Genomic DNA, 21194 nt, shown 5'->3' on the forward strand with positions numbered 1-21194 from the left:
TTTCTTTGCTAATTTTTTTAAAATTTACCGGACATACCTTTAATTTCAGTTGAAATTTCAGCAGAATATTTATTTCTTGTTGTTTTAATGAATGTATAGCTAACTTTATTTTTTGTGTCTACATAAATAACTGATAAATACATGATCGTTATTATCTTTTTTATTGAAAATAGGTGCTAATTCGTTTTTACTGTTAAAATACGGTTGATATATATCAATAAGCTACCGATGTTAACGTTATATTTTCTTGAAATTGCATCTGTAATTGTTGATTAACTAACTAAATGACAAAAAAACAGATGAACAAACGAAAAATTGCTTTTTTAGCAGCGAGTTTATTCTTTTCTACGGGTTTGTTTGCGCAAACGCAACTGAAAGGTAGAGTTGTCGATGAAAATGGGACACCAATCCCTGGCGTAACAGTCACGTTGGCTGATGGTACGGCCACGCAAACCGGGGCAAACGGAGACTTTGCAATAACCTATCAGCAGGCAGGCTTGCTTAACGTGACCGCGATAGGTTACAGCAGAAAACAAATTGATTTATCCAACCAAACGAACGTAGAGATTACCTTGAATGCCGATGGAAACAACCTTGATGAAGTCGTTGTAACAGCAATGGGCATTTCGAGAGAGAAAAAATCATTAGGATACACGATTCAGGATGTGAAAGCAGATGAGTTAACGAAAGGTGGTCAGTTAAGTGTGACCGGCTCCCTGTCAGGGAAAGTGGCCGGAGTGCAGATCAACCAATTTGGAGGCACCGTAGGTGCTTCTTCAAGAATTTCCATTCGGGGAAATTCTTCAATCAACGCCGATCAGCAACCGCTTATCGTAGTAGATGGTGTACCTATCGCTAATAATACCCAACGATCGGGAGATAACACCTACAGTGGTGTCGATTATGGATCTGGAATCAATGACATTAACCCCGAAGACATAGAAAATATCACCGTTTTGAAGGGAGGCTCAGCGGCATTGTATGGTATGCGAGCGGGTAATGGCGTGATCTTGATTACCACAAAGTCGGGAAAAAGGGGCGCTAAAGGCGTCAAGTTAGCTTACGATGGAAACCTTACCATCGATCAGGTATCCACGTTGCCCAAATACCAAAATCTATACGGACAAGGTTATAACGGCAGCGAGTTTTTTTTCAATCGCGATGGCAATGGCATGTCCTACCAAGATTACGCGCAGACCAAATCGTTCACCTACGTAGATGGTACCGGTAGCGGTGGTGGCGTATTTGATGGTTACGACGAATCATGGGGACCACGTTTAGATGCCGGACTAAAGCTTGCCCAATTCGATAGTCCGATTGTAAACGGGGTGCGGCAGGCAACGGATTGGATTTCGCATCCCGATAACGTGCGCGATTTCTTTCAGCTGGGCAGGTCCATGAACCACAACCTTTCCCTTACTGCCCTGACAGACAAGTCGAGCACACGGGCCTCACTGTCGTTTCGTGATCAAGTGGGAACCGTGCCAAACACGGATCAAAAACGTTATGGTGTACAATTGAACACCAACATGACGCTTTCGGAAAAGTTCTCCTATGATTTGGTAACGAGTTACACGCGTACAGAGAGTGATAATTTATTGAATCAGGGTTACGATGGAAATAACCCTATGAACGGTTTTATCTGGTTCGGTCGGCAGGTTAACAATGCAAGTCTGCAGAGCAACTGGGCTGAACGTAATATGCAAGGTGATTACACGTACTATAATTGGAACACCAACTACCACGTGAACCCTTATTTTAATGTCTATGAAAATACAAATAGTTATCAGCGCGATCGTTTCTTTGGAAAGAGTTCCCTCTTTTATCAACCAACCAGTTACCTAAAATTTGAAGGTCGTGCTGGTTTGGATTATTATAATGCGAAAGCCTTTCAACGTAACTATTTTAATAGCGCTTTTCCCAACGGCGGCTTCCGGAATGATAAAACAGACAATGCTGAGCTTAACCTAGACTTTATAGCTTCCTTCAACAAGCAATTCGGCGATTTTAATTTGGTGGCTTTGGCTGGAGCTAATTACCGCAATGTCAAATGGGATAATTCGGTATTGGGCGCAGATGCGCTGACCGTAATGGGAGTGTATACCATAGCCAATAAGTCTGGCGATGCTATTGCCACAATGGATCATAGCCATATCCGTTCCAACTCGGTCTACGGATCGACTTCTTTAGGCTGGAGAGATCAACTTTACCTCGATGTAACGGCACGGAATGATTGGAGTTCGACAATAAAGGATGACTTCTTCTACCCATCGGCAAGCCTAAGCTGGTTGCCAACTAGCACATTTGAAAGTTTAAAAGGCGATGCGCTAAGCTTTTGGAAATTGCGAGCTAGTATTGCGGAAATTGGCGCTGCTACCACGGCTTACCGTAACCGAGCATATTTCTATGCACAGCCGCAGTCGTTCAAAGGTGTGGCACAACTCTACAGAACGATGACCTATCCCAACGAAGGTTTGCGTCCAGAAAGTATCCGCACTTGGGAGGTGGGAACAGAAATAGGCTTGTTCAATGATCGCATACATGCCGACATCGTGTACTACTATAAAAACACACAGGATCAAATCATGAACGTAACCACATCAAATGTGGTAGGTTTTAACTCCATGTTGCTCAATGCTGGCGAGATCGAAAATAAAGGCCTCGAGGTTCAATTGCGTGGCGATATCATCAAAAAAGAAAACGGCTTCAATTGGTCAACGATGATCAACTATGCAAAAGATAACAGTAAAATCATAGACCTCTATCCGGAACTGGATTTAGATACTTACCAAATAGGTTGGACTTGGGGTATTGCTAACCAAGCGAAGAAAGGTGAACGTTGGGGCGCCTTAATTGGGCCAGGCTACGACCGCGTGGAAGAGGGCGACTTGAAGGGCGCCATCAAAGTCAATAACAGGGGGCTCGTTGTGAATAAAAACGCACAAAACATCGGTAACGTGACACCGGATTTCTTAGCAAGTTGGCGAAACGATTTCCATTACCGGGATTTTGCCTTCGGCTTTCTATTGGATTTGCGTGTAGGGGGCGATATTTGGTCGCAAACCATGAACCACAGTTATGTGGCCGGTGTGGCAGAAATCACAGCAGCGAATGGTGTTCGTGAACGCGCAATTCTTGCCGGTCGCGATGTGATGCCCGAGGAGCGTTTTGCCATGCAAGATGCCAACGGAAATTGGGTAGAAAACACGATCGAGACTGATGCGCAAACTTGGTATGAAAGCGGCGGTGTTGCCGAAATGTATGTATTCGATGGTTCGTTCCTGAAGTTACGCGAAGCGTATCTGACATATAACGTGCCGACGAGGTATTTGCAACGTGTCAAAGGGATCAGTCGCGTTAACCTTTCGTTGATTGGTTCAAACCTCGCGTTGTTATGGACGCATAAATCCAATACGATGCGTTTGGACCCGGAAACCGGAGGAGTGTCGAGCGATAGCCGAGGCGTTGGGTTTGAACAGGCTTCTGTGCCTACGTCAAGAAGTTTTGGTTTAAAGTTAGGCGTTACATTTTAGAAATGAAAAGTTTACAAATCATGAAAATTACACTAAATAAAGTTACTATAATAAGCTGTTTAGCGGGTAGTTTGCTGTTCGCAAATTGTACCAAGTCTTTTGAGAAAGTTAATACCGATCCCGATGCACTACCGGAAGCACCCGTGGCTAACTTACTAGCAAACGTTTTGAGAAATACGGGCGAATCTTTTGGGGGCGATATCGACGGTTACGGCACTTTTTCAGGATATATTGTCAAGATCCAGTATCTGGATTATATGTCGGGACTTATACCGACCAACAATACCTTTGGTAATCGCTGGGCCGCATGCTACTACAACAATACGCAGTTAAAGGTGCTTCTGGCACAAACGGAAGACATCGCCGAGGGCCATAAAAATATTCGTTTTGTGGCTCAAATCTGGCAAAATTACATGTGGTCTTATTTGACCGATGGTTGGCGGAACGTACCTTTTAGCGAGGCTTTAAAGGGCAGTGAGGATGAAGGAAGCATATTAAAAGCGAAATACGATAGGCAGGAGGATATCTATCCAGCGATTTTGCAGGATTTAAAACGGATTGCCGACGAAATGGCTGCAGGTGTCGGAAACGATGATTTTAGCGTTGGCGATTTTATCTACGGAGGCGATATCCATAAGTGGCGGAAATTCTGTAATGCATTACGTTTACGCATTGCTATGCGTATTTCCGGTGTAGCACCCGATTTGGCTAAAACAACGATTGAAGAAATCTGTGCAGATCCGTCGCGCTATCCGGTGTTACAAACCAATGCCGAAAATTGCTATTTGACTTATCCGGGGGCTGCTCCATATTTTGAACCGTGGTATAATACGGGGTATGTGGACAAACGGGTCGATAACTTTGGGATGGCGGACATCTTTGTCGACCATTTAAAGGAAATGGAAGACCCTCGGTTGGCTAAAGTAGCAAACGTCGCTGCGGACGGTGAGTATAGAGGTTTCCAAAATGGTGCGGCCTCTACACCGCCTAACTTGGCAAACATCTCGTTCATTGGTGATAAATATATGAACGATGCGATTGGCTTCACACCATTTTACAAGTCCTGTGAAACCTTTTATATCCTTGCAGAAGCTGCACTTTTAGGATACAACGTGGGTATGACAGCGGAAGAGGCTTATGAGCAGGCAGTGCGTCTTTCCATGGAAGATAACCAGATTACCGGAAGTGCAGTAGATGCTTATCTAGCTGGAGCAGGACGATGGGACGGAACAAAAGAGCGTGTCTGGTGGGATATGTGGGTGGCCTTGTTCAAAGAAAATTTTGAAGCATGGAACCTGTATCGCCGAACAGGCATTCCGTCCACAAACTACCCCTCATTAAATTCGGTCTATGGTGATGCGCACAACGATCAACCATTTCGTTTGCCGTATCCCAACAATGAATTTTTGTACAATACGCAACATGTCAACAGCGCTGCTGCAAACGTAACTGATTACGTTTGGGGAGAGCAAATGTGGTGGGACCAACGTACCGGCGTTTACTAGGTCGTCATTCTACAGCAGATGTGTATGGCCGTCACTCATTCCAAGCACAATTCCGGCATGTGAGAAATTTGGGGAAAATACACCCATCGGACGCCCCGCCGAACCCGCAGAAATGGCCCCGATATAGGTGTTTTTAGCATCCGATGCAGCGTCATACGTAGCGGGCGCTACAATTCCAGCTACAGGCGGACGGGCTACAATTTAATAGAATCCTGAACTTTTGAAATAGGGTTAATTGCGATTAACCCTATTTTGCTTACTATCCATATCAGATCAACATGTTATTTAGGGTATATTGAAAACGTTTTCGTGAATAAATAAACGATTTTTTTAAGATGCCGCTTTTTTATTTCATAATTTGGATCCAAAGCGATGTCGCAGTCCTGTAATAATGAATCGATTGCTTGCTATTTTAGCCAAAGAGATCAACCTTACTAGGCGGCACACTTATCATTTATTGCAAGGGATATCATTTCTCTTTGCCGCCAAAGCGGTATTCTTGCTTGTCTGAGCCTACGCAGTTAATTGAGTTGGCTCCCATGCGGAAAAGAGGGTTGATAAACAAGCCTACAGACGGTTTTGAGCGATCATGATGCTGTGATCCGCACTTTTTCCGATTTTTGATAACAAACAACTACTAATGATGCGGAACCCACTCTATCTTTTTATTGCCTTATTCCAGATCCTAATGACCTCCGTTCACGGACAGCCGACGGAAAAAATAATGTTGTCCGGTCAAAGCAGAGCGGATGCCAAGATGTGGGATTTCTACTGCACGGCTGGGCGGCAAAGTGGTTATTGGACCAAAATACCCGTTCCATCGTGTTGGGAACAAGAAGGCTTTGGTACATACAACTATGGACACGATAAGGGCAAGGCTTCGGAGGAGGGGCGGTACAAGACCTCTTTTGAATTGCCCGCTAGTTGGAAAGATAAACGGATCTATATCGTTTTTGATGGCGCGATGACAGACACCAAAATTGAAGTCAACGGCAAGCAGGCCGGTGATATCCACCAAGGCGCCTTTTATAGATTCAAGCGAGAAATAACCGACTTGGTTAGTTTCAAAAAGAGTAATCAGTTGGCTGTAGACGTCAGCAAAATGTCCGCCAATTCAAGTGTAAATAGTGCGGAGCGTGACGCTGACTTTTGGATTTTTGGCGGTATTTACAGACCTGTATATATAGAAGCGTTACCTAAATCACATATCGTATACAGCGGTATAGATGCCAAGGCAGACGGTAAAATAAGCGTCGAGGTCATATTGGAACAGGAATTGGATAAGGCCAATGTACAGGTTGACATTGTTGATATACGGACTGGGGAAAAAATGAAGACTTTTATGTCCGCGGTAGCATCCCCGACGAAACGGCTGCTCGCTGATGCGTCGATAGAAACCATACAACCTTGGTCCAGTGAGGCGCCCAATTTGTATAAGGCTGTCATCACCTTGATGCAAAACGGAAAGCCGCTGCATCAAATTACCGAGCGGTTTGGGTTCCGTACAATAGAGGTGCGGGAGCGGGATGGCGTCTATATCAACGGTAAAAGGATGCGCTTCAAGGGCGTGAATCGTCACTGCTTCTGGCCGACAACCGGACGTACCGTAAGTCGTGAACAGAGCTTACAGGATGTTCGCCTGATCAAGGAGATGAACATGAATGCAGTGCGCATGTCGCACTACCCTCCTGATAAACATTTTTTGGAACTGTGCGACTCCTTGGGTTTGTATGTCATTAATGAGCTATGCGCCTGGCAGAAGCCGCCTTACGATACCAAAGTCGGGACTGCACTGGTCAAAGAGATGGTGACACGTGACATCAACCATCCATCCATTATTTTTTGGGCTAACGGCAATGAGGGAGGCTTTAATCTTGAGCTAGATCCAATTTTTGGTGCGCTGGATATCCAAAAACGAACCGTAATACACCCATTTGGCTTGTTTGGGGGAATCAATACGGTTCATTATATATCCTACCATAGTGGTATAAAAAATATGTTCAATGGCCGCGATATCTTTATGCCTACTGAACTGATCCATGGCTTGTACGATGGCGGGCACGGAGCCGGGCTAGACGATTTTTGGAACCTCATGCGATCGAACCCCCTATCAGCGGGCATGTTTTTGTGGGACTTTGCCGATCAAGGTATCGTGCGAACAGATAGAAACAACAGCATAGATACCGACCGGGATCACGGGGCGGATGGGATTGTTGGTCCATTCAGGGAAAAGGAAGGAAGTTTCTATACCATCAAAGAAATTTGGTCGCCGATCCACATCGAAAAAAAATATATCACCGCGAGCTGGGATGGCTCATTTTTGATCGAAAACAGATACGACTTTACCAATACGGACGCTTGTCAGTTCGCCTACACATTTAAGAAATTCTCAGGCCTGAACGAAGAGCCGAAATCCGTGGATGGTGCAATAGCATCGCCCGACATACAACCCGGATCAAATGGTTTGTTGCAGCTGCAACGACCTGAAAACTGGAAGGACTATGATATGCTTTATGTGACCGCCAAGGATCCATTCGGAGAAGAGCTTTTTACTTGGAGTTACGAGATAAGTTCGCCGGCCGCTTTCGTCCGCCAGATCCTGAACCAAGACTCGCCCAATGTCGATCAAGTCCATCTGACAGAACTCGACTCTTTATTCCATATAAAGACGGAGAAGGCGACGGTATCTATCAATAAGTCGACGGGGTTGCTGGAAGCGATCCAAACCAAAATGGGGGCAGTACCGTTGTCCAACGGTCCTTTGCTCATAACGGATGAATCCATCGAATGTCAGAGCGTCACCTCTTTTGTAACGGATACCATGGTGCGTATCGAGGCCCGTTATGGGTATCAACGCGGCGGAACTGCGTATCGTTTTTCCTGGACAATGAAAGGAGATGGTATCCTACAGCTGGACTACGACTATCGACCGCGCGACCGTATGGAAATGGCTGGTGTCACTTTTAGCTTTCCGGAAAAACCTGTAGAAGGTGCGACTTTGTTGGCGAACGGGCCATACCGCGTTTACAATAACCGAATGAAAGGCGGACGCATTGATGTATGGCATAAGCTTTATAATGACGCCATTACGGGAGAGGACTGGAACTATCCTGAGTTCAAAGGATACTATTCCCTTTTTTATGGTATGAGGTTGCATACCGATGTTCCGTTTGAGGTCTACAGCACCTCGGAAGACCTTAACCTCCATCTGTTTACACCCACCGCACAAAAATTTTATGATAGCCAACGTAACTATACGTTCCCGAAATATCCAAAAGGTGATATCTCTTTTATGGACGCAATACCATCGGTTGGTACGAAATTTTCCGACGCAAAGGAAATGGGGCCACAATCACAAGTACACACCTTTAAGACATTCAGTGGAACACCGAATATGGTCAATCGTCTGTACTTTAAATTTCTATAGATTAGTTTAAATCAATGTATGAAGCTCATAAAAATACGTTCGAAAGACGGCTTATAACTCCATATGAACAAATCGACTTAACGTTCTCGCCCGGATGTAGCAGATGTTACAGCGGTGGGAGGGTACGCCATAACCTTACATCAAACTCCTACAAGAAACGCACTATCTTTTTAAAAAGCCTTTAAAAAGATGGTGCGTTTGGACAAACTTGATTTCTTGATGTATGCCTTCTTGCTCATCAAACATATCACTTTTTAGATGATGTTTTTACGCAGTTTGGGACTGTTTTTCCATCTTTCTTTTTGGTTCCTTCTTTTTTATATCCCGACCAACAAGGATCTTTTTCTTTTTTTTCTGCCATAACTTTGTGTTTTTATAAATATAGGAGGCAATTTCTACTACTTAGTTTTGTCGATAATAAAGCAAATTTTTCATTATACACTTCCTCCTCTTTAAACAATCATTAGATACGTTTGGTTCTTTAACCTGCTACAAATGTGACGTGAATGAGATCGCTGAACAGGCTACTCTTTCAAGGTGGAAGCTATTTCTTCAGGTGTTGGCTGCCGTAGCAGCTCAATCTCGGCAGCTGTCCACGCTATGTAGCCGCGCTCTTCAAAAGCCTTTAACCACCCTTCCATAGGCCATTTACCCCACTTATTGTAAAAATAATCGGCGTTGTGTAAAATGTCGACGATATGATTCAATGGCGGAGCATAACTGGGATGGTACTGATGAAATGCAGTAGCATTTATTGTTAGGATATCAATACCCTGTTCGCGTGCCGCGAAAGCAAAGTCGGTATCTTCCGCGCCATAGCCGGAAAACCGCTCGTCAAATCCGCCAATTTTGGTAAATGTTTGCTTTGTACACCCAAAATTTAAGGTCCAAAAAAGCTCATGGGTAAATTGATCGAAACGGGAGCGAACGGGATCTGGCTGGCTATTTTCGATGAGGTTGCCAGAGAGGTCTAGGGATGAGGTCTGCTCGCGAGACAGGTAGCGTACTCGTCCGCTCACTAAATAATCCTCGCCAGCGAAAGCGACCATATATTCTTCAAACAGCGTAGCTGACGGGATACAATCTACATCCAAGAAAATGTTTCTTTCCGTGTGCGAATGCCTCATCGCATAGTTTCTTGCAGCGGCAAGATTTAAGCCAAGATCGCTTTGCTGGCATAGCTGTCGCACCGTGTATGGCAGATTAGGAAGTTCCTTTATCGGTTCGTTCATATGCACGATGATAACTTCTGTCGGAAGTACGGTGTTCATCGCGACCGCAAGCAGCTGATTACGCAATGCCTGTTCGCGTCCATGCACGATGGTAAGCAAGGTAAAAGGTTCACGCATAGGTATATGTGATGGTGTTCGTTGTTGTTGGCGGCGTTGTAAAAAACGATGCATAAACTTGCCGTAGCCGATTTGCAATTTTAGACAGCGCGCGGTTATCCATGATGGACGACCAACGGCCGGTATCCAGCCCGCGGGCTTGATGGATGATATCGTTCCAATCTGTCCGGAAGAGCTGCTCTTCGCGAATGACTAATGCGAGCTGTAGACGCTCCAAATGTTCGGCCTTCACGTTTTGTTCGTTAAAAGGGCGGGAGGCTGGAATGCAAACCATACGCTTGCGTAACGACGCCATTTCCATAACAGTATTGTGCCCCGCATTGCAAAAAATAATGGCAGATTGCTGAATAATCGCTAGTGGATCAGCTACATGGCCATGCACAACGAGGTTATCATAACTGTCGGCAATGTCAAGGTTTCCCAAGATATGGAGTGTGAAATGGTCTGGAAGCTGCCTGCGCAATTCGTTCACCCATTTTGCATCGAAGCTGGTGCCTCCTTTTCCGATTAACAATGCCAACTGATTTTCGTTTTCCACGGTGGGAGCAGCAACATCGCAGAATCGGGAAAAACCACCACTGTATAAGGTCTTTTCATCATACCGACCTTCTTCCAGCGCAGCACTCATGGATTTTGCATAGGGGGCAATGATACAAGCCGCGCTCTCATAGGTCAATTGATGTGGAAGATCTTCTCGTTGACCATGCTGCCGTATAACAACAGTGGGGATGCCGCATAGGCGCGCTAACTGCGCCACTTCGCAAGATACATCAACGATGCATAGCGTATGCGGTTCCCGTTGAAAGTGGTCCACGATCATATGGTTTCTATTTAGTAAGCCTGCCACATTTAGCGGTGAATAATGCAGGTGGCTAAGCGACTCCGTTCGCTGATAGCGATCGCTTTCTGTCGGTAAGTCGGCGGGTAGTTCGATCAGGTTTACCGATTCAGGTATCTCATCTGCATAGGCAGATAAACCTGTTCCTAAAAAGGTGATGGTACAATCGTCATGTGCTAACAATTCTTTGGCAATAGCAATTGCGCGCGTAATGTGGCCGGCACCGTGATGATGCACATAGTAGCTGAAACTATATGGCATATCGAAAGAAGTTTTTATGTATTACTTCCGAAAAAAGGTGTTCATATTGTTCGACCATGGCGATCCTACAGAGGTGGGCCGTTGCATGTGTTCTACAGTTTTCCCGATCTAGTTTGCTCGCCAACTGAATGCATCGCGCAATCTCTTCCGGATCGCAAGATTTGGTTAGCACACCCGTTTGTTGGTTGAGAATGCTTGGTAACGCACCACGCGCAATACCGGCAACCGGTGTGCCGCAGGCAAGACTTTCTGCAACAACCAAACCAAACGGCTCATCCCAGCAAGGCGTGATGATGCTGACCTCCGCATGCCCAATCAACGTGTTTAACTCTGCATGTGTGCAGTGCGAAACCCATTCCGCATGATCATCCAGCAAAGGTTCGACAAACGTTTCAAAATAGTGCCTGTCGGCAACGGAACCAGCCAGTTTGATCTTCTTTCCAGCTATCTTTGCCGCTTGGATAGCAAGATGGGTCCCTTTATCCGGATGGATTCGACCGAACCAGAGCACATATTCTTTCGCATTGCTAGGCTGAAACGTCCACTCATCTAAATCTATGCCGTTGTTAATCACCGAGCAATCGTTGACGTAGGGTTTCCAAGCATCTGCATTGGGCTTTGAAACCGAAACATAGGTAACATTTCCTACTTTTTGCTCTTTGGCGGTAGCACGTTTCATCTCGAAAATAGGAGGGGTGTGCAGTACGGTGACCATCGGTGTCTTGCATATGGACGACATTGTTATCGGAACGTAGTTCAAACTATTGTTGAACAAGATATCGAACCCCATCATGTCGATATCCTGCATGAGTTCCAAATAAGCGTGATGTGTAGAAATAAAATCCTCGCTCATCTCGTGCGATCGAAATCTACTGAGGGTTTCGCGATCGTAGTCCATATCACTCATGATCGGATACACATTTAATGCGGGATCAGACAACTCGCTGGCAAACAGGGTAACTTCATGACCACGCGCTATCAAAAGCTTGGTGATATCATGTGTGAAAGCCTCCAGACCACCCATAAACGGTTTGCGAATGGGGTGTTTTAAATGTGCTATAATGCCTATTTTCATATTTCCTTTATTTCAGAACGTTACTATAACTGCCCTACACCCGTATAGTTCTATTGTGCGTACCAGCTATTTTTGCATGAATCAACCTTTGCGTACAAATAGCAGCTCATTGTATTTAAACCGATTGACCCACGATCGCTAATAATAAACTGTCTCTGAACGAATTCCTGCATATGGATTACCGTTACAACATTTCGTGTAATTGAATTCGCCGCTAACAAATTTTCGGTAGCGTAACACAATCAGGTATTAGATGCAACGATAGAAAATAAATACGTGCCTGAATAATTCTTTGCCTAAACCCCAAACTGGTTATGTTTGTGTGGGGCGTAAAGATTAACCCGTTTTTTGGCAAAAACAAAAAAAACCTGTTCGTAAAACCTTATGCCCATTACCGCTGTTTGCACACATGAATAAATATGTTAAAGTGACGGGCTATAGTCCGATCATTAAAAACGTAAAATTGATCATTTATAACGCTCGAATCAGCTATGAACAAAAAAAAATATGCACTACTGAATGGTATTGGTTTCGTACTAATGGTCATCGTGAATTACCTCTCAAATACAGGTATATTTGGGGGAAACACGATGAAGACGGTTTCTGACACTTACTTCACCCATTTTACACCCGCGGGGTATGCATTTTCCATTTGGGGCATCATCTATTTGGGTCTGTTGGCCTTTGTGCTATACACAGGATTACCTCTGCTAAGCAACAGGATAGCAAAGCCTGTAATAGGAAAAATTGGTTGGCTCTTCTGCATATCCTGCCTGGCGAATATGCTATGGATCGTGTCTTGGCTAAGTCATTACACGTTACTAAGTGTGGGACTGATGGTTGTTTTGTTACTCACGCTATTGGTTCTTGTCAAGAGACTAGAGCTAAATATCGTTGCGCGGAAATGGAAGGACTATCTTTTCATCGCACTTCCATTCTCGCTTTATACGGGCTGGATATCGGTAGCCATCATTGCCAACGTTGCGTCACTTCTCGTTAAGAATGGTTGGGAAGGTTTCGGGCTTTCCGCAATGCAGTGGACGGTGATGATGATAGGCGTTGCCGGCATCGTAAACCTCTATATGGTTCTGAGAAGGAACATGCGTGCGTTTGGCGTTGTCGGCATATGGGCCTTGTTGGCGATTGCTGCCAACCAAAACAGCAATGGCTCCACCATCATTTACGCTTGTTATGCCATGTCTGGGATTCTATCCATAGCCATACTGTTTAATTTTTTTAAGTCTTATAAACAGAAGATATCCTGATGAAGATAAAGAGGTGATATGCGCGTACATAATGAAATCGATCTAAACAAATCTCACAAACTTACGTTACATAAATAAAGGATATAACATGGCAGGAACAACATTCAACACCATCAATCCGTATACGGAACAAGTGTTGCAGTCTTACGAAATAAACGCTACCGAAGAAATCAAAGAGCGGATAGATGCAGCAGATAAAGTTTTTCACGAGTCGTGGAAACTGCTATCGGTCGCAGATAGGGTTCCATACCTGTCGCGTGCCGCCGACCTGATGGAAGAACAAAAGACATCATTAGCGGAGCTTGCCGCAAGGGAGATGGGCAAACCGGTAACACTAGGTGAGGGGGAGGTGGATTACTGTATCGCTATTCTCCGCTATTACGCGCGCTACGCTACCAAATACCTTAGCGATAGGCCGATTGAGGAAGTGGAACATGGTACGGCATTGGTAAGCTATGAGCCAACAGGGGTTATCCTGTCTATCCAGCCTTGGAATTTTCCATTCTCGCAGCTTGTTCGATTAGCAGCACCCAATTTGGTGGCAGGAAACGCCATTATCGTTAAACCTGCTAAATCCACTTTCGGATGCGGCATGGCTATTCAAAAGATCTTTGACGAAGCGGGCTTTCCTCAACATCTATACAGCACTTTCTCCTTCGACAACGAAAACATCGAGGAATTGATCGCTGATAAACGGATAAAAGGCGTCGCGCTGACCGGCAGCGACGCAGCGGGAGCAAAGGTCGCGGCGATTGCCGGTAAATATGTTAAGAAAACAGTGATGGAACTTGGAGGTTCCGATCCGTTTTTGGTGCTCGAAAACGCAGATATCGACAAAGCAGTGAAGGGTGCAATATTGGGGCGCTTTGCGAATGCGGGCCAAGTCTGCACATCCTCAAAACGACTTATCGTAGTGGATGCTGTGCATGACGAATTCGTCGCTAAATTAAAGGCAGCCATAACAGATATCAAAGTAGGTGACCCTTTGGATAGCAATGTGGATATGGGGCCAATGAGTTCGGAAAAGCAGCTTGAAACCGTTCTAGAACAGGTAAATAATAGTGTGGACAACGGAGCGACCTTGGAAATAGGCGGCCGCCGAATGGATAGAAAGGGCTACTTTATCGAGCCGACCTTATTGACAAACGTGCAGAAAGGCCAAGCGGCTTATGACGACGAAATATTCGGTCCCGTCGCTGCCGTAATTCGTGCAAAGGATCAAGATGAGGCCATAGCGATAGCAAACGATTCGCCCTACGGTCTTGGTGGAACAATCTTCTCTGAAGATGTAGAAGAAGCGAAGGCGGTAGCAAAGAGGATAGAAACAGGTATGGTATTTATCAATAGACCGACGACATCATCACCTGCGCTACCTTTTGGAGGAGTCAAAAACTCGGGCTATGGAAAAGAGCTCTCATGGATTGCGTTAACGGAGTTCGTCAATCGAAAACTTATCCGCATAACGGAAATCGATGCACCTTATTAAGAGGAGCCTATTTATCCAACAGGAGATAAAGCAGGATGATAAGCCTGCCCAGTAGGTAGATGCCTGCAGGAACAAGCAAGAACCAGATCAGGTTATGTTTTTGTCTCTTGTTCATTTTTCAATACGGGTTGAGTCTACCAAGAACGTTGTTTCGCACGAATCGTTTTCTGCACGTTACCTGCAGCAACACGTTAAAACATCCGATCTGCGAACATGTTAAGAAAGCCGTTCGGATATTTATTTTTGAACTTTTTTTTGTTGTTACCGTTCGTTGGAAGATATAATGGATAATAACAGTGTCTAATTTTTATAGAAGTTATGGGAACGAAAGTAGAAAATGAAACCAACGGTATTCGCGAAACGGAAAAGAAACGCGAAGGAAAGACCTACAGAGAGTTAGGATCAGTGGTAGAAAAGACGGAAAAGACAAAGGATGGAGATGCTGAAGCAGGAGTGGATCCGCAGGCCGAACAATTGAACACGATGCCAAACGATCCGACCGACAGGCCAAAGGAAAAAAAAACCAAGAAGTAGACAAATGAAAGACAGGGTGCCATCATGAAAAAGGATGTCACCCTGCTTTTTTATTGTTAAATCGTACGTCCACGAAACTATCTCGCTCGTGTGGCGTTCTTTGCAAAATCTCAAACGAAGGATTACAACATGAAGAAGAAAACATCGACACCCCAAGGAGCAAAAGAACAAGATCTAGCTAAATGCACAACGGATGGATCCGATAACGTCATGACCACAGATCAAGGCGTGAAAATCAATAATGATGCAGATTCCCTGAAGGCTGGCGAGCGTGGTGCCAGCCTGTTGGAAGACTTTATTCTGCGTGAGAAGATTACGCATTTTGACCATGAGCGTATCCCCGAACGTATTGTACATGCTCGCGGGAGCGCTGCACATGGGTATTTCGAGCTTTACGAAGACCTCAGTAATCTTTCGCGCGCAGGAATATTTACGAAAGTAGGCGTCCGAACACCCGTATTTGTTCGATTTTCGACCGTCGCGGGAAGCAAGGGCTCCGCAGATTTAGCACGCGATATTCGGGGATTTGCAGTAAAATTCTATACCGAGGAAGGTATCTTTGATCTCGTAGGAAATAACACGCCTGTCTTCTTCATTCAGGATGCGATGAAGTTTCCGGATCTGATCCATTCGGTGAAACCCGAACCCGATAATGAAATTCCACAGGCAGCATCTGCACACGATACGTTTTATGATTTTGTTTCGCTCGCTACAGAGACGTTGCACAACCACATGTGGGCCATGAGCGATCGCGCTATACCGCGCAGCCTTCGTATGATGGAAGGTTTTGGAATACATACATTTAGGTTGATTAATGACGCCGGTAAATCCCATTTCGTTCGGTTCCATTGGAAACCTGCGTTGGGTGTGCATTCGGTAACTTGGGATGAGGCGCTGAAGATTAATGGTGCTGATCCGGATTTCCATCGCCGCGATTTATGGGACGCTATAGAACAGGGGATTTTCCCGTCATGGGAATTAGGGTTGCAAATCATAGCGGAAGAAGACGAGCATAAGTTCGAGTTTGATCTATTGGATGCAACAAAGCTGATTCCTGAGGAGCTGGTTCCCGTTCGTCTTGTTGGAAAAATGACATTGGATCGCAACCCGGACAATTTCTTTGCCGAAACAGAACAGGTCGCCTTTCATCCTGGTCATATTGTGCCGGGAATCGACTTCACAAACGATCCGTTGCTTCAAGGTCGCTTATTCTCGTATACCGACACCCAGTTGTCTCGATTGGGAAGTCCTAATTTCCATGAAATACCCATCAATCGATCCGTTTCACCGGTGCATAATAATCAACGCGATGCCCAGATGCGAACCACGATAAACAAGGGAAAAGTGGCCTATCACCCAAATACAATGGGGGGAGGCTGTCCTTTTCTTGCTAAGGCCGCCGAAGGTGGATTTACCAGTTATGAGGAAAGGATCGACGGCAAGAAGATTCGTGGTCGTTCGGAAAGCTTTAGTGATCACTTTTCACAACCGGCTCTATTGTATCGCAGCCTAGCAAAATGGGAGCAGGAGCATGTCATTAGTGCCTATTCTTTTGAGTTGGGAAAATGCTTGATCAACGCAATCAAATCACGCATGCTGTACCTTTTGGATCAAATTGACCACAGCCTAGCTTCGCGTGTTGCCGAAAATATTGGTCTGCCTATTCCAAAAGAGGTTGAGGGGCCGATCAATCGCAATATCGGCGCAGATGCAGACCCAAATTCGCAGCAACCGGGAAAAGCAAAACATTACCTAGAATCTTCGGCAGCGTTAAGTCAAGATATCAAGAAACCCACACCGATCGAGGGTCGGCAAGTGGCGGCTTTGGTAGACAACGGATTTGATATGGATACCTTTTCGGCTATCGAGGCTGCCTTGAAAGCCGAAGGAGCCCTCGTTAAGATTGTCTCTCCAAGCGGTGGCAACATTACATGCAATAAAGGCATGAAACATAAGGTGGATGCGCCATTGTCGACAACAGAAAGTGTTTTTTATGACGCTGTATTTGTGCCATGCGGGCAGTCGAGTGTAGATAGCTTACAGGAGAACGGCAAAGCCTTAAAATTTATTAACGAAGCTGTAAAGCACTGCAAAGCCATTGCATTCGCTGGGAAAGCACTGGCGCTGCGTGACCGTACCGCAGCCAAAGATTTCCCGTCGGATAAAGCTATTTTTTCGGACGCTGATCCGAAGAAATTCGTCGATGCCATTGCGCTGCATCGAAATTGGGAAAGAGAGCCGCAGACGTCCCATATCGCCGTATAGGCTGCAACGAACTTATCGCAAGGTGAGGCTTCAACTTTTAGAGGCCCACCTTGTGGTATTTTTTCTTATAGCGAAACCGTATTTATCGCTATAACGAGAATTTATCCCGAAAATTTCCTTATTAACCCATCTTCCAGCAGATCAGCACTTACAGATAAAACATTTCGTACCTCATTCGATCGCGTAGGAAAACCATTATTTTATTACGGCGTTCTTCTAACGAGCATACCTTAAACGCAGATACAAACTGAAAAAGCAAAATTATTCACCCATAAACATAAAAAAAGATGAAAGCAGCAGTATTTCATAAACCCGGCCACATCAGTGTAGACAACGTAGAAGATCCTAAACTTTTAGATGCGCGTGATGTTATTCTAAAAGTTACGTCTACCGCCATTTGCGGCTCAGATTTACACATTTTGAACGGTGCTGTACCGCAGAAGAATGAGCTTATCATGGGGCATGAGTTCATGGGAATTGTGGAAGAAGTGGGCGCGGAAATTACGAATTTAAAAAAGGGTGATCGCGTTGTTGTCCCCTTTCCTATATCCTGTGGAACCTGTTTTTTCTGTACGCATGAAGCCTCTCCTGCGTGCGAAAATTCAAATTATAAGCATTACGGTCCAAACGGAGATATGTTAGACGAAAAGGGTGCGGCACTATTCGGTTACACCGATCTATATGGCGGTTATTCCGGCGGGCAAGCAGAGTATGTCCGCGTCCCTTATGCAGATATCAGTCCGCGTATTGTCCCTGAACACCTCACGGACGAGCAGGCTCTATTTCTGACGGATATATTTCCGACGGGTTGGTCGGCGATCGATTGGGCGCAGCTGAAAGGCGGCGAGGTCGTCGCAATTTTCGGTTCGGGTCCCGTTGGCCTTATGGCACAGAAAGCAGCTTGGCTCAACGGAGCCGGTCGCGTCATCGCCATTGACCCATTGGATTATCGCCTTGAGAAAGCAAAAGCCGTTAATAACGTGGACATATTGAATCCCAACAAAGTCGATGTCATCGAAGCTATCCGGGAAATGACAAGAGGGCGGGGAGCAGACGTGTGCGTCGATGCAGTTGGGTTTGAGCCCGAACGTGGATTTTTCGACAAAGTGAAAGCATCCGTAAATTTCGAAGTGGGATCGATGAAGGTATTGGACATGTGTTTCAAAGCGGTTCGTAGAATGGGAACGGTTTCGATTGTCGGCGTTTATGGGTCAACTTACGATAATTTTCCGTTGCATCGCATCTTTGACAAAGGAATCACCATTAAACAAGGACAAGCGCCCGTCCTCAACTACATCGATAAATTGATCGAGCTCGTGAATGCAAACAAAGTAGTATTGGATGATATTATCACGCACAGTCTCCCGCTAAGCGAAGCGGAACATGGCTACGCGATTTTCGATAAAAAAGAAGATGATTGCGTGAAAGTCGTATTGAAGCCGTAGTAGGTCATCTATCGGCTGACGAACAGGGTCCAATGTGCCGATGGGAGGCAGCAGGTGGTTTAACTGATCGGTATAGATCAATATATTATATAGGAGACACACATGATGAATATAGGACAAGTGCTGAAAATTTCTGTAATGGGATTGATCGGAGCAGCCATGGTGCAAGCGACACGCAGGCGACTAAATCGGATGAACCTGAATGGTAAGATCGTTTTGATTACCGGTGGTTCTCGAGGTTTGGGCTTGGCGTTAGCCAAGGAATTTGCTAGGCGCGGTGCATTGTTGGCGCTTTGTGGAAGAAGTGATAAACATTTACAGAAAGTAGAAGAAGCGCTTCGAAGGACGGGTGCCGAGGTATTCACCCACTCCGCCGATGTGACCAATATTGCGCAGGTAGAACATCTGATGCAACAGGTGCACGCACGATATGGCCGTATAGATATCTTGATCAATAATGCTGGCGCCATGTTGGTAGGGCCAAAGGATGTTATGGAGGTGGCCGATTATAAGAAAATTATGGAGACGAATTGTTGGTCGAGTCTCTACTGTACGCAAGCAATCGCGCCATACTTCAAAGTAGCAGGTGTCGGGCACATCGTAAATATCACGTCGATTGGCGGAAAAATTGCTGTACCGCATATGTTACCATATAGCGTGAGCAAATTTGCAATGATGGGATTAAGTCAGGGCCTTACTGCGGAGTTAGCAGCGGAGCGGATCAAGGTGACCACCGTGGTTCCCAATTTAATGCGAACCGGCAGTCCCAGAAACATCACGGTGAAGGGACATCATCGCAAAGAGTATGCGTGGTTTAAAATTGCTGATTCACTCCCATTTTTATCGCAAAGTGCGGCGAATGCTGCGCAACAAATTGTCGATGGCATAGCCGCCGAAAAAGTTGAAATAACCTTGACTTTAACGGCAAAAATAGCAATAGCACTGCAGGCATTATGTCCATCCATCATCGCCCAAACATCGGGATTGGCGAATCGGCTGATGCCAAAAAGCCATAATGCTGTGGAAAAAAAAGGATATGAAAGCGAATCGATGCTGAGTCGCAACGCGCTGACACGAACAACGGACATGGCTGCTCAGATTTACAACCAACACGAGTAAATAAGGATTGTTGAACAAAATAATAGCGTAATACAATGAAACAAGAAACAAGCAATATGAATAGAAGAAATGCACTGAAAGGACTTGGCACAACGGTAGCCACCCTGGTGGTTGCGCCAACGATAGCTGGGGGCACCAAGGTGGAGGGGGATAGCCAACCTGCCGTACTGGAAAATCCCGTTAACAAATATCCCCAGCCACCATATCCAAAACAAAAACAGCCCCACCCGGGTTTAGCTTCCAAGATGGATCCACTACCGGATCATGGCGAAAAATCCTATAAAGGAAGTGGTCGTTTACAGGGGCGAAAAGCACTTATTACGGGCGGCGATTCGGGGATAGGGAGAGCTGCGGCAATCGCTTACGCAAGGGAAGGCGCTGATGTCGCCATAAACTACCTCCCGGCCGAGGAAGAAGACGCGCAACAGGTCATAAAGCTGATCGAGCAAGCGGGCAGAAAAGCAGTCGCCATTCCCGGCGATATCACGGATAAAGAATTTTGTCAGAAACTGGTGGAGAAAACCGTTGCGCAATTGGGTGGATTGGATATCTTGGTGAACAATGCAGGCTATCAGAAAAGCAATCTCTCCATCATGGATATTAGCGACGAAAGTTTCGATGCCACCATGAAGACCAATATATATGCTTTGTTTTGGATTACGAAAGCAGCATTGCTACACCTCCCTGAAGGTGCATCAATAATTGCCACCACCTCCGTCCAAGCATACGATCCATCCGAGAATCTCTTTGATTATGCGCAAACAAAAGCTGCTAATGTTGCCTATGTGAAATCGCTATCCAAGCAGCTTGGACCAAAGGGTATTCGGGTAAATGGCGTATCGCCTGGGCCAGTATGGACGCCACTACAGGTTTGCGGCGGTCAGGAACAAGATAAATTGGAGAACTTTGGTGGAGATACGCCGTTGCAACGCGCCGGACAACCAGCCGAGTTGGCTTCAATTTTTGTGCAGCTTGCCGATAACGGTGGCAGTTACGCCACCGGACAGATCTATGGCGCTGCCGGAGGGGGTGGCCATCCATAAAAAATAGCCATCAGAGATAGAGGCGAAAAGCGGTGCATAGCTTTTCGCC

The 21194-nt window shown here is 45.5% G+C and carries 13 protein-coding genes; 10 read left to right on the plus strand and 3 right to left on the minus strand.

Features of this window, described 5'->3' with window-relative positions:
• Nucleotides 1-299 precede the first annotated feature (299 nt).
• The 3 genes from IE165_RS09755 to IE165_RS09765 all read left to right on the plus strand — a co-directional run bounded on the left by IE165_RS09755 (nt 300) and on the right by IE165_RS09765 (nt 8465).
• Nucleotides 300-3533, plus strand: coding sequence for a SusC/RagA family TonB-linked outer membrane protein (locus IE165_RS09755; protein WP_189626422.1), 3234 nt, complete (start codon nt 300-302; stop codon nt 3531-3533).
• A 20-nt stretch (nt 3534-3553) separates the two neighbouring features.
• Entirely contained in the window at nt 3554-5038 is a 1485-nt protein-coding gene (locus tag IE165_RS09760) for a SusD/RagB family nutrient-binding outer membrane lipoprotein (RefSeq protein ID WP_189626423.1), read from the plus strand.
• A gap of 640 nt (nt 5039-5678) precedes the next feature.
• On the plus strand, nt 5679-8465 hold the full coding sequence (locus IE165_RS09765; protein ID WP_229826491.1) for a glycoside hydrolase family 2 protein: 2787 nt from the start codon (nt 5679-5681) through the stop codon (nt 8463-8465).
• A 524-nt stretch (nt 8466-8989) separates the two neighbouring features.
• On the opposite strand, the gene IE165_RS09770 is transcribed toward IE165_RS09765, so the two are convergent.
• The 3 genes from IE165_RS09770 to IE165_RS09780 are packed head-to-tail and all read right to left on the minus strand — an operon-like array spanning nt 8990 to nt 11988.
• On the minus strand, nt 8990-9814 hold the full coding sequence (locus IE165_RS09770) for a galactosyltransferase-related protein (RefSeq protein WP_189626424.1): 825 nt from the start codon (nt 9812-9814) through the stop codon (nt 8990-8992).
• Nucleotides 9807-10913: a glycosyltransferase gene (locus IE165_RS09775; RefSeq protein WP_189626425.1), complete on the minus strand. Its 1107-nt coding sequence runs from the start codon at nt 10911-10913 to the stop codon at nt 9807-9809. Before IE165_RS09775 ends, IE165_RS09770 begins: the two co-directional genes overlap by 8 nt.
• The gene (locus IE165_RS09780; protein ID WP_189626426.1) at nt 10903-11988 is read right to left on the minus strand and encodes a glycosyltransferase family 4 protein; all 1086 of its coding nucleotides are present in this window, start codon (nt 11986-11988) and stop codon (nt 10903-10905) included. Before IE165_RS09780 ends, IE165_RS09775 begins: the two co-directional genes overlap by 11 nt.
• Nucleotides 11989-12479: 491 nt before the next feature.
• Between IE165_RS09780 and IE165_RS09785 the strand changes: the two genes are divergently transcribed.
• From IE165_RS09785 to IE165_RS09815, 7 genes are all read left to right on the plus strand, one after another.
• Complete coding sequence (locus IE165_RS09785) at nt 12480-13253, plus strand: TspO-related membrane protein (protein WP_189626427.1); 774 nt, start codon at nt 12480-12482, stop codon at nt 13251-13253.
• An 88-nt stretch (nt 13254-13341) separates the two neighbouring features.
• Nucleotides 13342-14739: an NAD-dependent succinate-semialdehyde dehydrogenase gene (locus IE165_RS09790; RefSeq protein WP_189626428.1), complete on the plus strand. Its 1398-nt coding sequence runs from the start codon at nt 13342-13344 to the stop codon at nt 14737-14739.
• A 318-nt stretch (nt 14740-15057) separates the two neighbouring features.
• The gene (locus tag IE165_RS09795; protein WP_189626429.1) at nt 15058-15273 is read left to right on the plus strand and encodes a hypothetical protein; all 216 of its coding nucleotides are present in this window, start codon (nt 15058-15060) and stop codon (nt 15271-15273) included.
• Nucleotides 15274-15402: 129 nt separating this feature from the next.
• Nucleotides 15403-17538, plus strand: a complete 2136-nt coding sequence (locus IE165_RS09800; protein WP_189626430.1) for a catalase — start codon at nt 15403-15405, stop codon at nt 17536-17538.
• A gap of 287 nt (nt 17539-17825) precedes the next feature.
• Nucleotides 17826-18983 carry a zinc-dependent alcohol dehydrogenase gene (locus IE165_RS09805; RefSeq protein WP_189626431.1) on the plus strand — a complete coding sequence of 386 codons (1158 nt, stop codon included), beginning with the start codon at nt 17826-17828 and terminating at the stop codon, nt 18981-18983.
• Between the two features lie 102 nt (nt 18984-19085).
• Complete coding sequence (locus tag IE165_RS09810; protein ID WP_189626432.1) at nt 19086-20102, plus strand: SDR family NAD(P)-dependent oxidoreductase; 1017 nt, start codon at nt 19086-19088, stop codon at nt 20100-20102.
• Nucleotides 20103-20158: 56 nt separating this feature from the next.
• The gene (locus IE165_RS09815; protein ID WP_229826492.1) at nt 20159-21145 is read left to right on the plus strand and encodes an SDR family oxidoreductase; all 987 of its coding nucleotides are present in this window, start codon (nt 20159-20161) and stop codon (nt 21143-21145) included.
• The last annotated feature ends 49 nt before the right edge of the window (nt 21146-21194 follow it).

It is taken from the genome of Sphingobacterium griseoflavum (assembly GCF_014653155.1).
GTDB lineage: Bacteria > Bacteroidota > Bacteroidia > Sphingobacteriales > Sphingobacteriaceae > Sphingobacterium > Sphingobacterium griseoflavum.

What these genes read in the sequence shown, in the direction of transcription:
- IE165_RS09760 (WP_189626423.1), top strand. Translation starts at nt 3,554, where the DNA reads ATGAAAATTACACTAAATAAAGTTACTATAATAAGCTGTTTAGCGGGT.
- IE165_RS09790 (WP_189626428.1), top strand. Translation starts at nt 13,342, where the DNA reads ATGGCAGGAACAACATTCAACACCATCAATCCGTATACGGAACAAGTG.
- IE165_RS09800 (WP_189626430.1), top strand. Translation starts at nt 15,403, where the DNA reads ATGAAGAAGAAAACATCGACACCCCAAGGAGCAAAAGAACAAGATCTA.
- IE165_RS09770 (WP_189626424.1), bottom strand. Translation starts at nt 9,814, where the DNA reads ATGCGTGAACCTTTTACCTTGCTTACCATCGTGCATGGACGCGAACAG.
- IE165_RS09755 (WP_189626422.1), top strand. Translation starts at nt 300, where the DNA reads ATGAACAAACGAAAAATTGCTTTTTTAGCAGCGAGTTTATTCTTTTCT.
- IE165_RS09795 (WP_189626429.1), top strand. Translation starts at nt 15,058, where the DNA reads ATGGGAACGAAAGTAGAAAATGAAACCAACGGTATTCGCGAAACGGAA.
- IE165_RS09785 (WP_189626427.1), top strand. Translation starts at nt 12,480, where the DNA reads ATGAACAAAAAAAAATATGCACTACTGAATGGTATTGGTTTCGTACTA.
- IE165_RS09810 (WP_189626432.1), top strand. Translation starts at nt 19,086, where the DNA reads ATGATGAATATAGGACAAGTGCTGAAAATTTCTGTAATGGGATTGATC.
- IE165_RS09805 (WP_189626431.1), top strand. Translation starts at nt 17,826, where the DNA reads ATGAAAGCAGCAGTATTTCATAAACCCGGCCACATCAGTGTAGACAAC.
- IE165_RS09780 (WP_189626426.1), bottom strand. Translation starts at nt 11,988, where the DNA reads ATGAAAATAGGCATTATAGCACATTTAAAACACCCCATTCGCAAACCG.
- IE165_RS09775 (WP_189626425.1), bottom strand. Translation starts at nt 10,913, where the DNA reads ATGCCATATAGTTTCAGCTACTATGTGCATCATCACGGTGCCGGCCAC.
- IE165_RS09765 (WP_229826491.1), top strand. Translation starts at nt 5,679, where the DNA reads ATGATGCGGAACCCACTCTATCTTTTTATTGCCTTATTCCAGATCCTA.
- IE165_RS09815 (WP_229826492.1), top strand. Translation starts at nt 20,159, where the DNA reads ATGAATAGAAGAAATGCACTGAAAGGACTTGGCACAACGGTAGCCACC.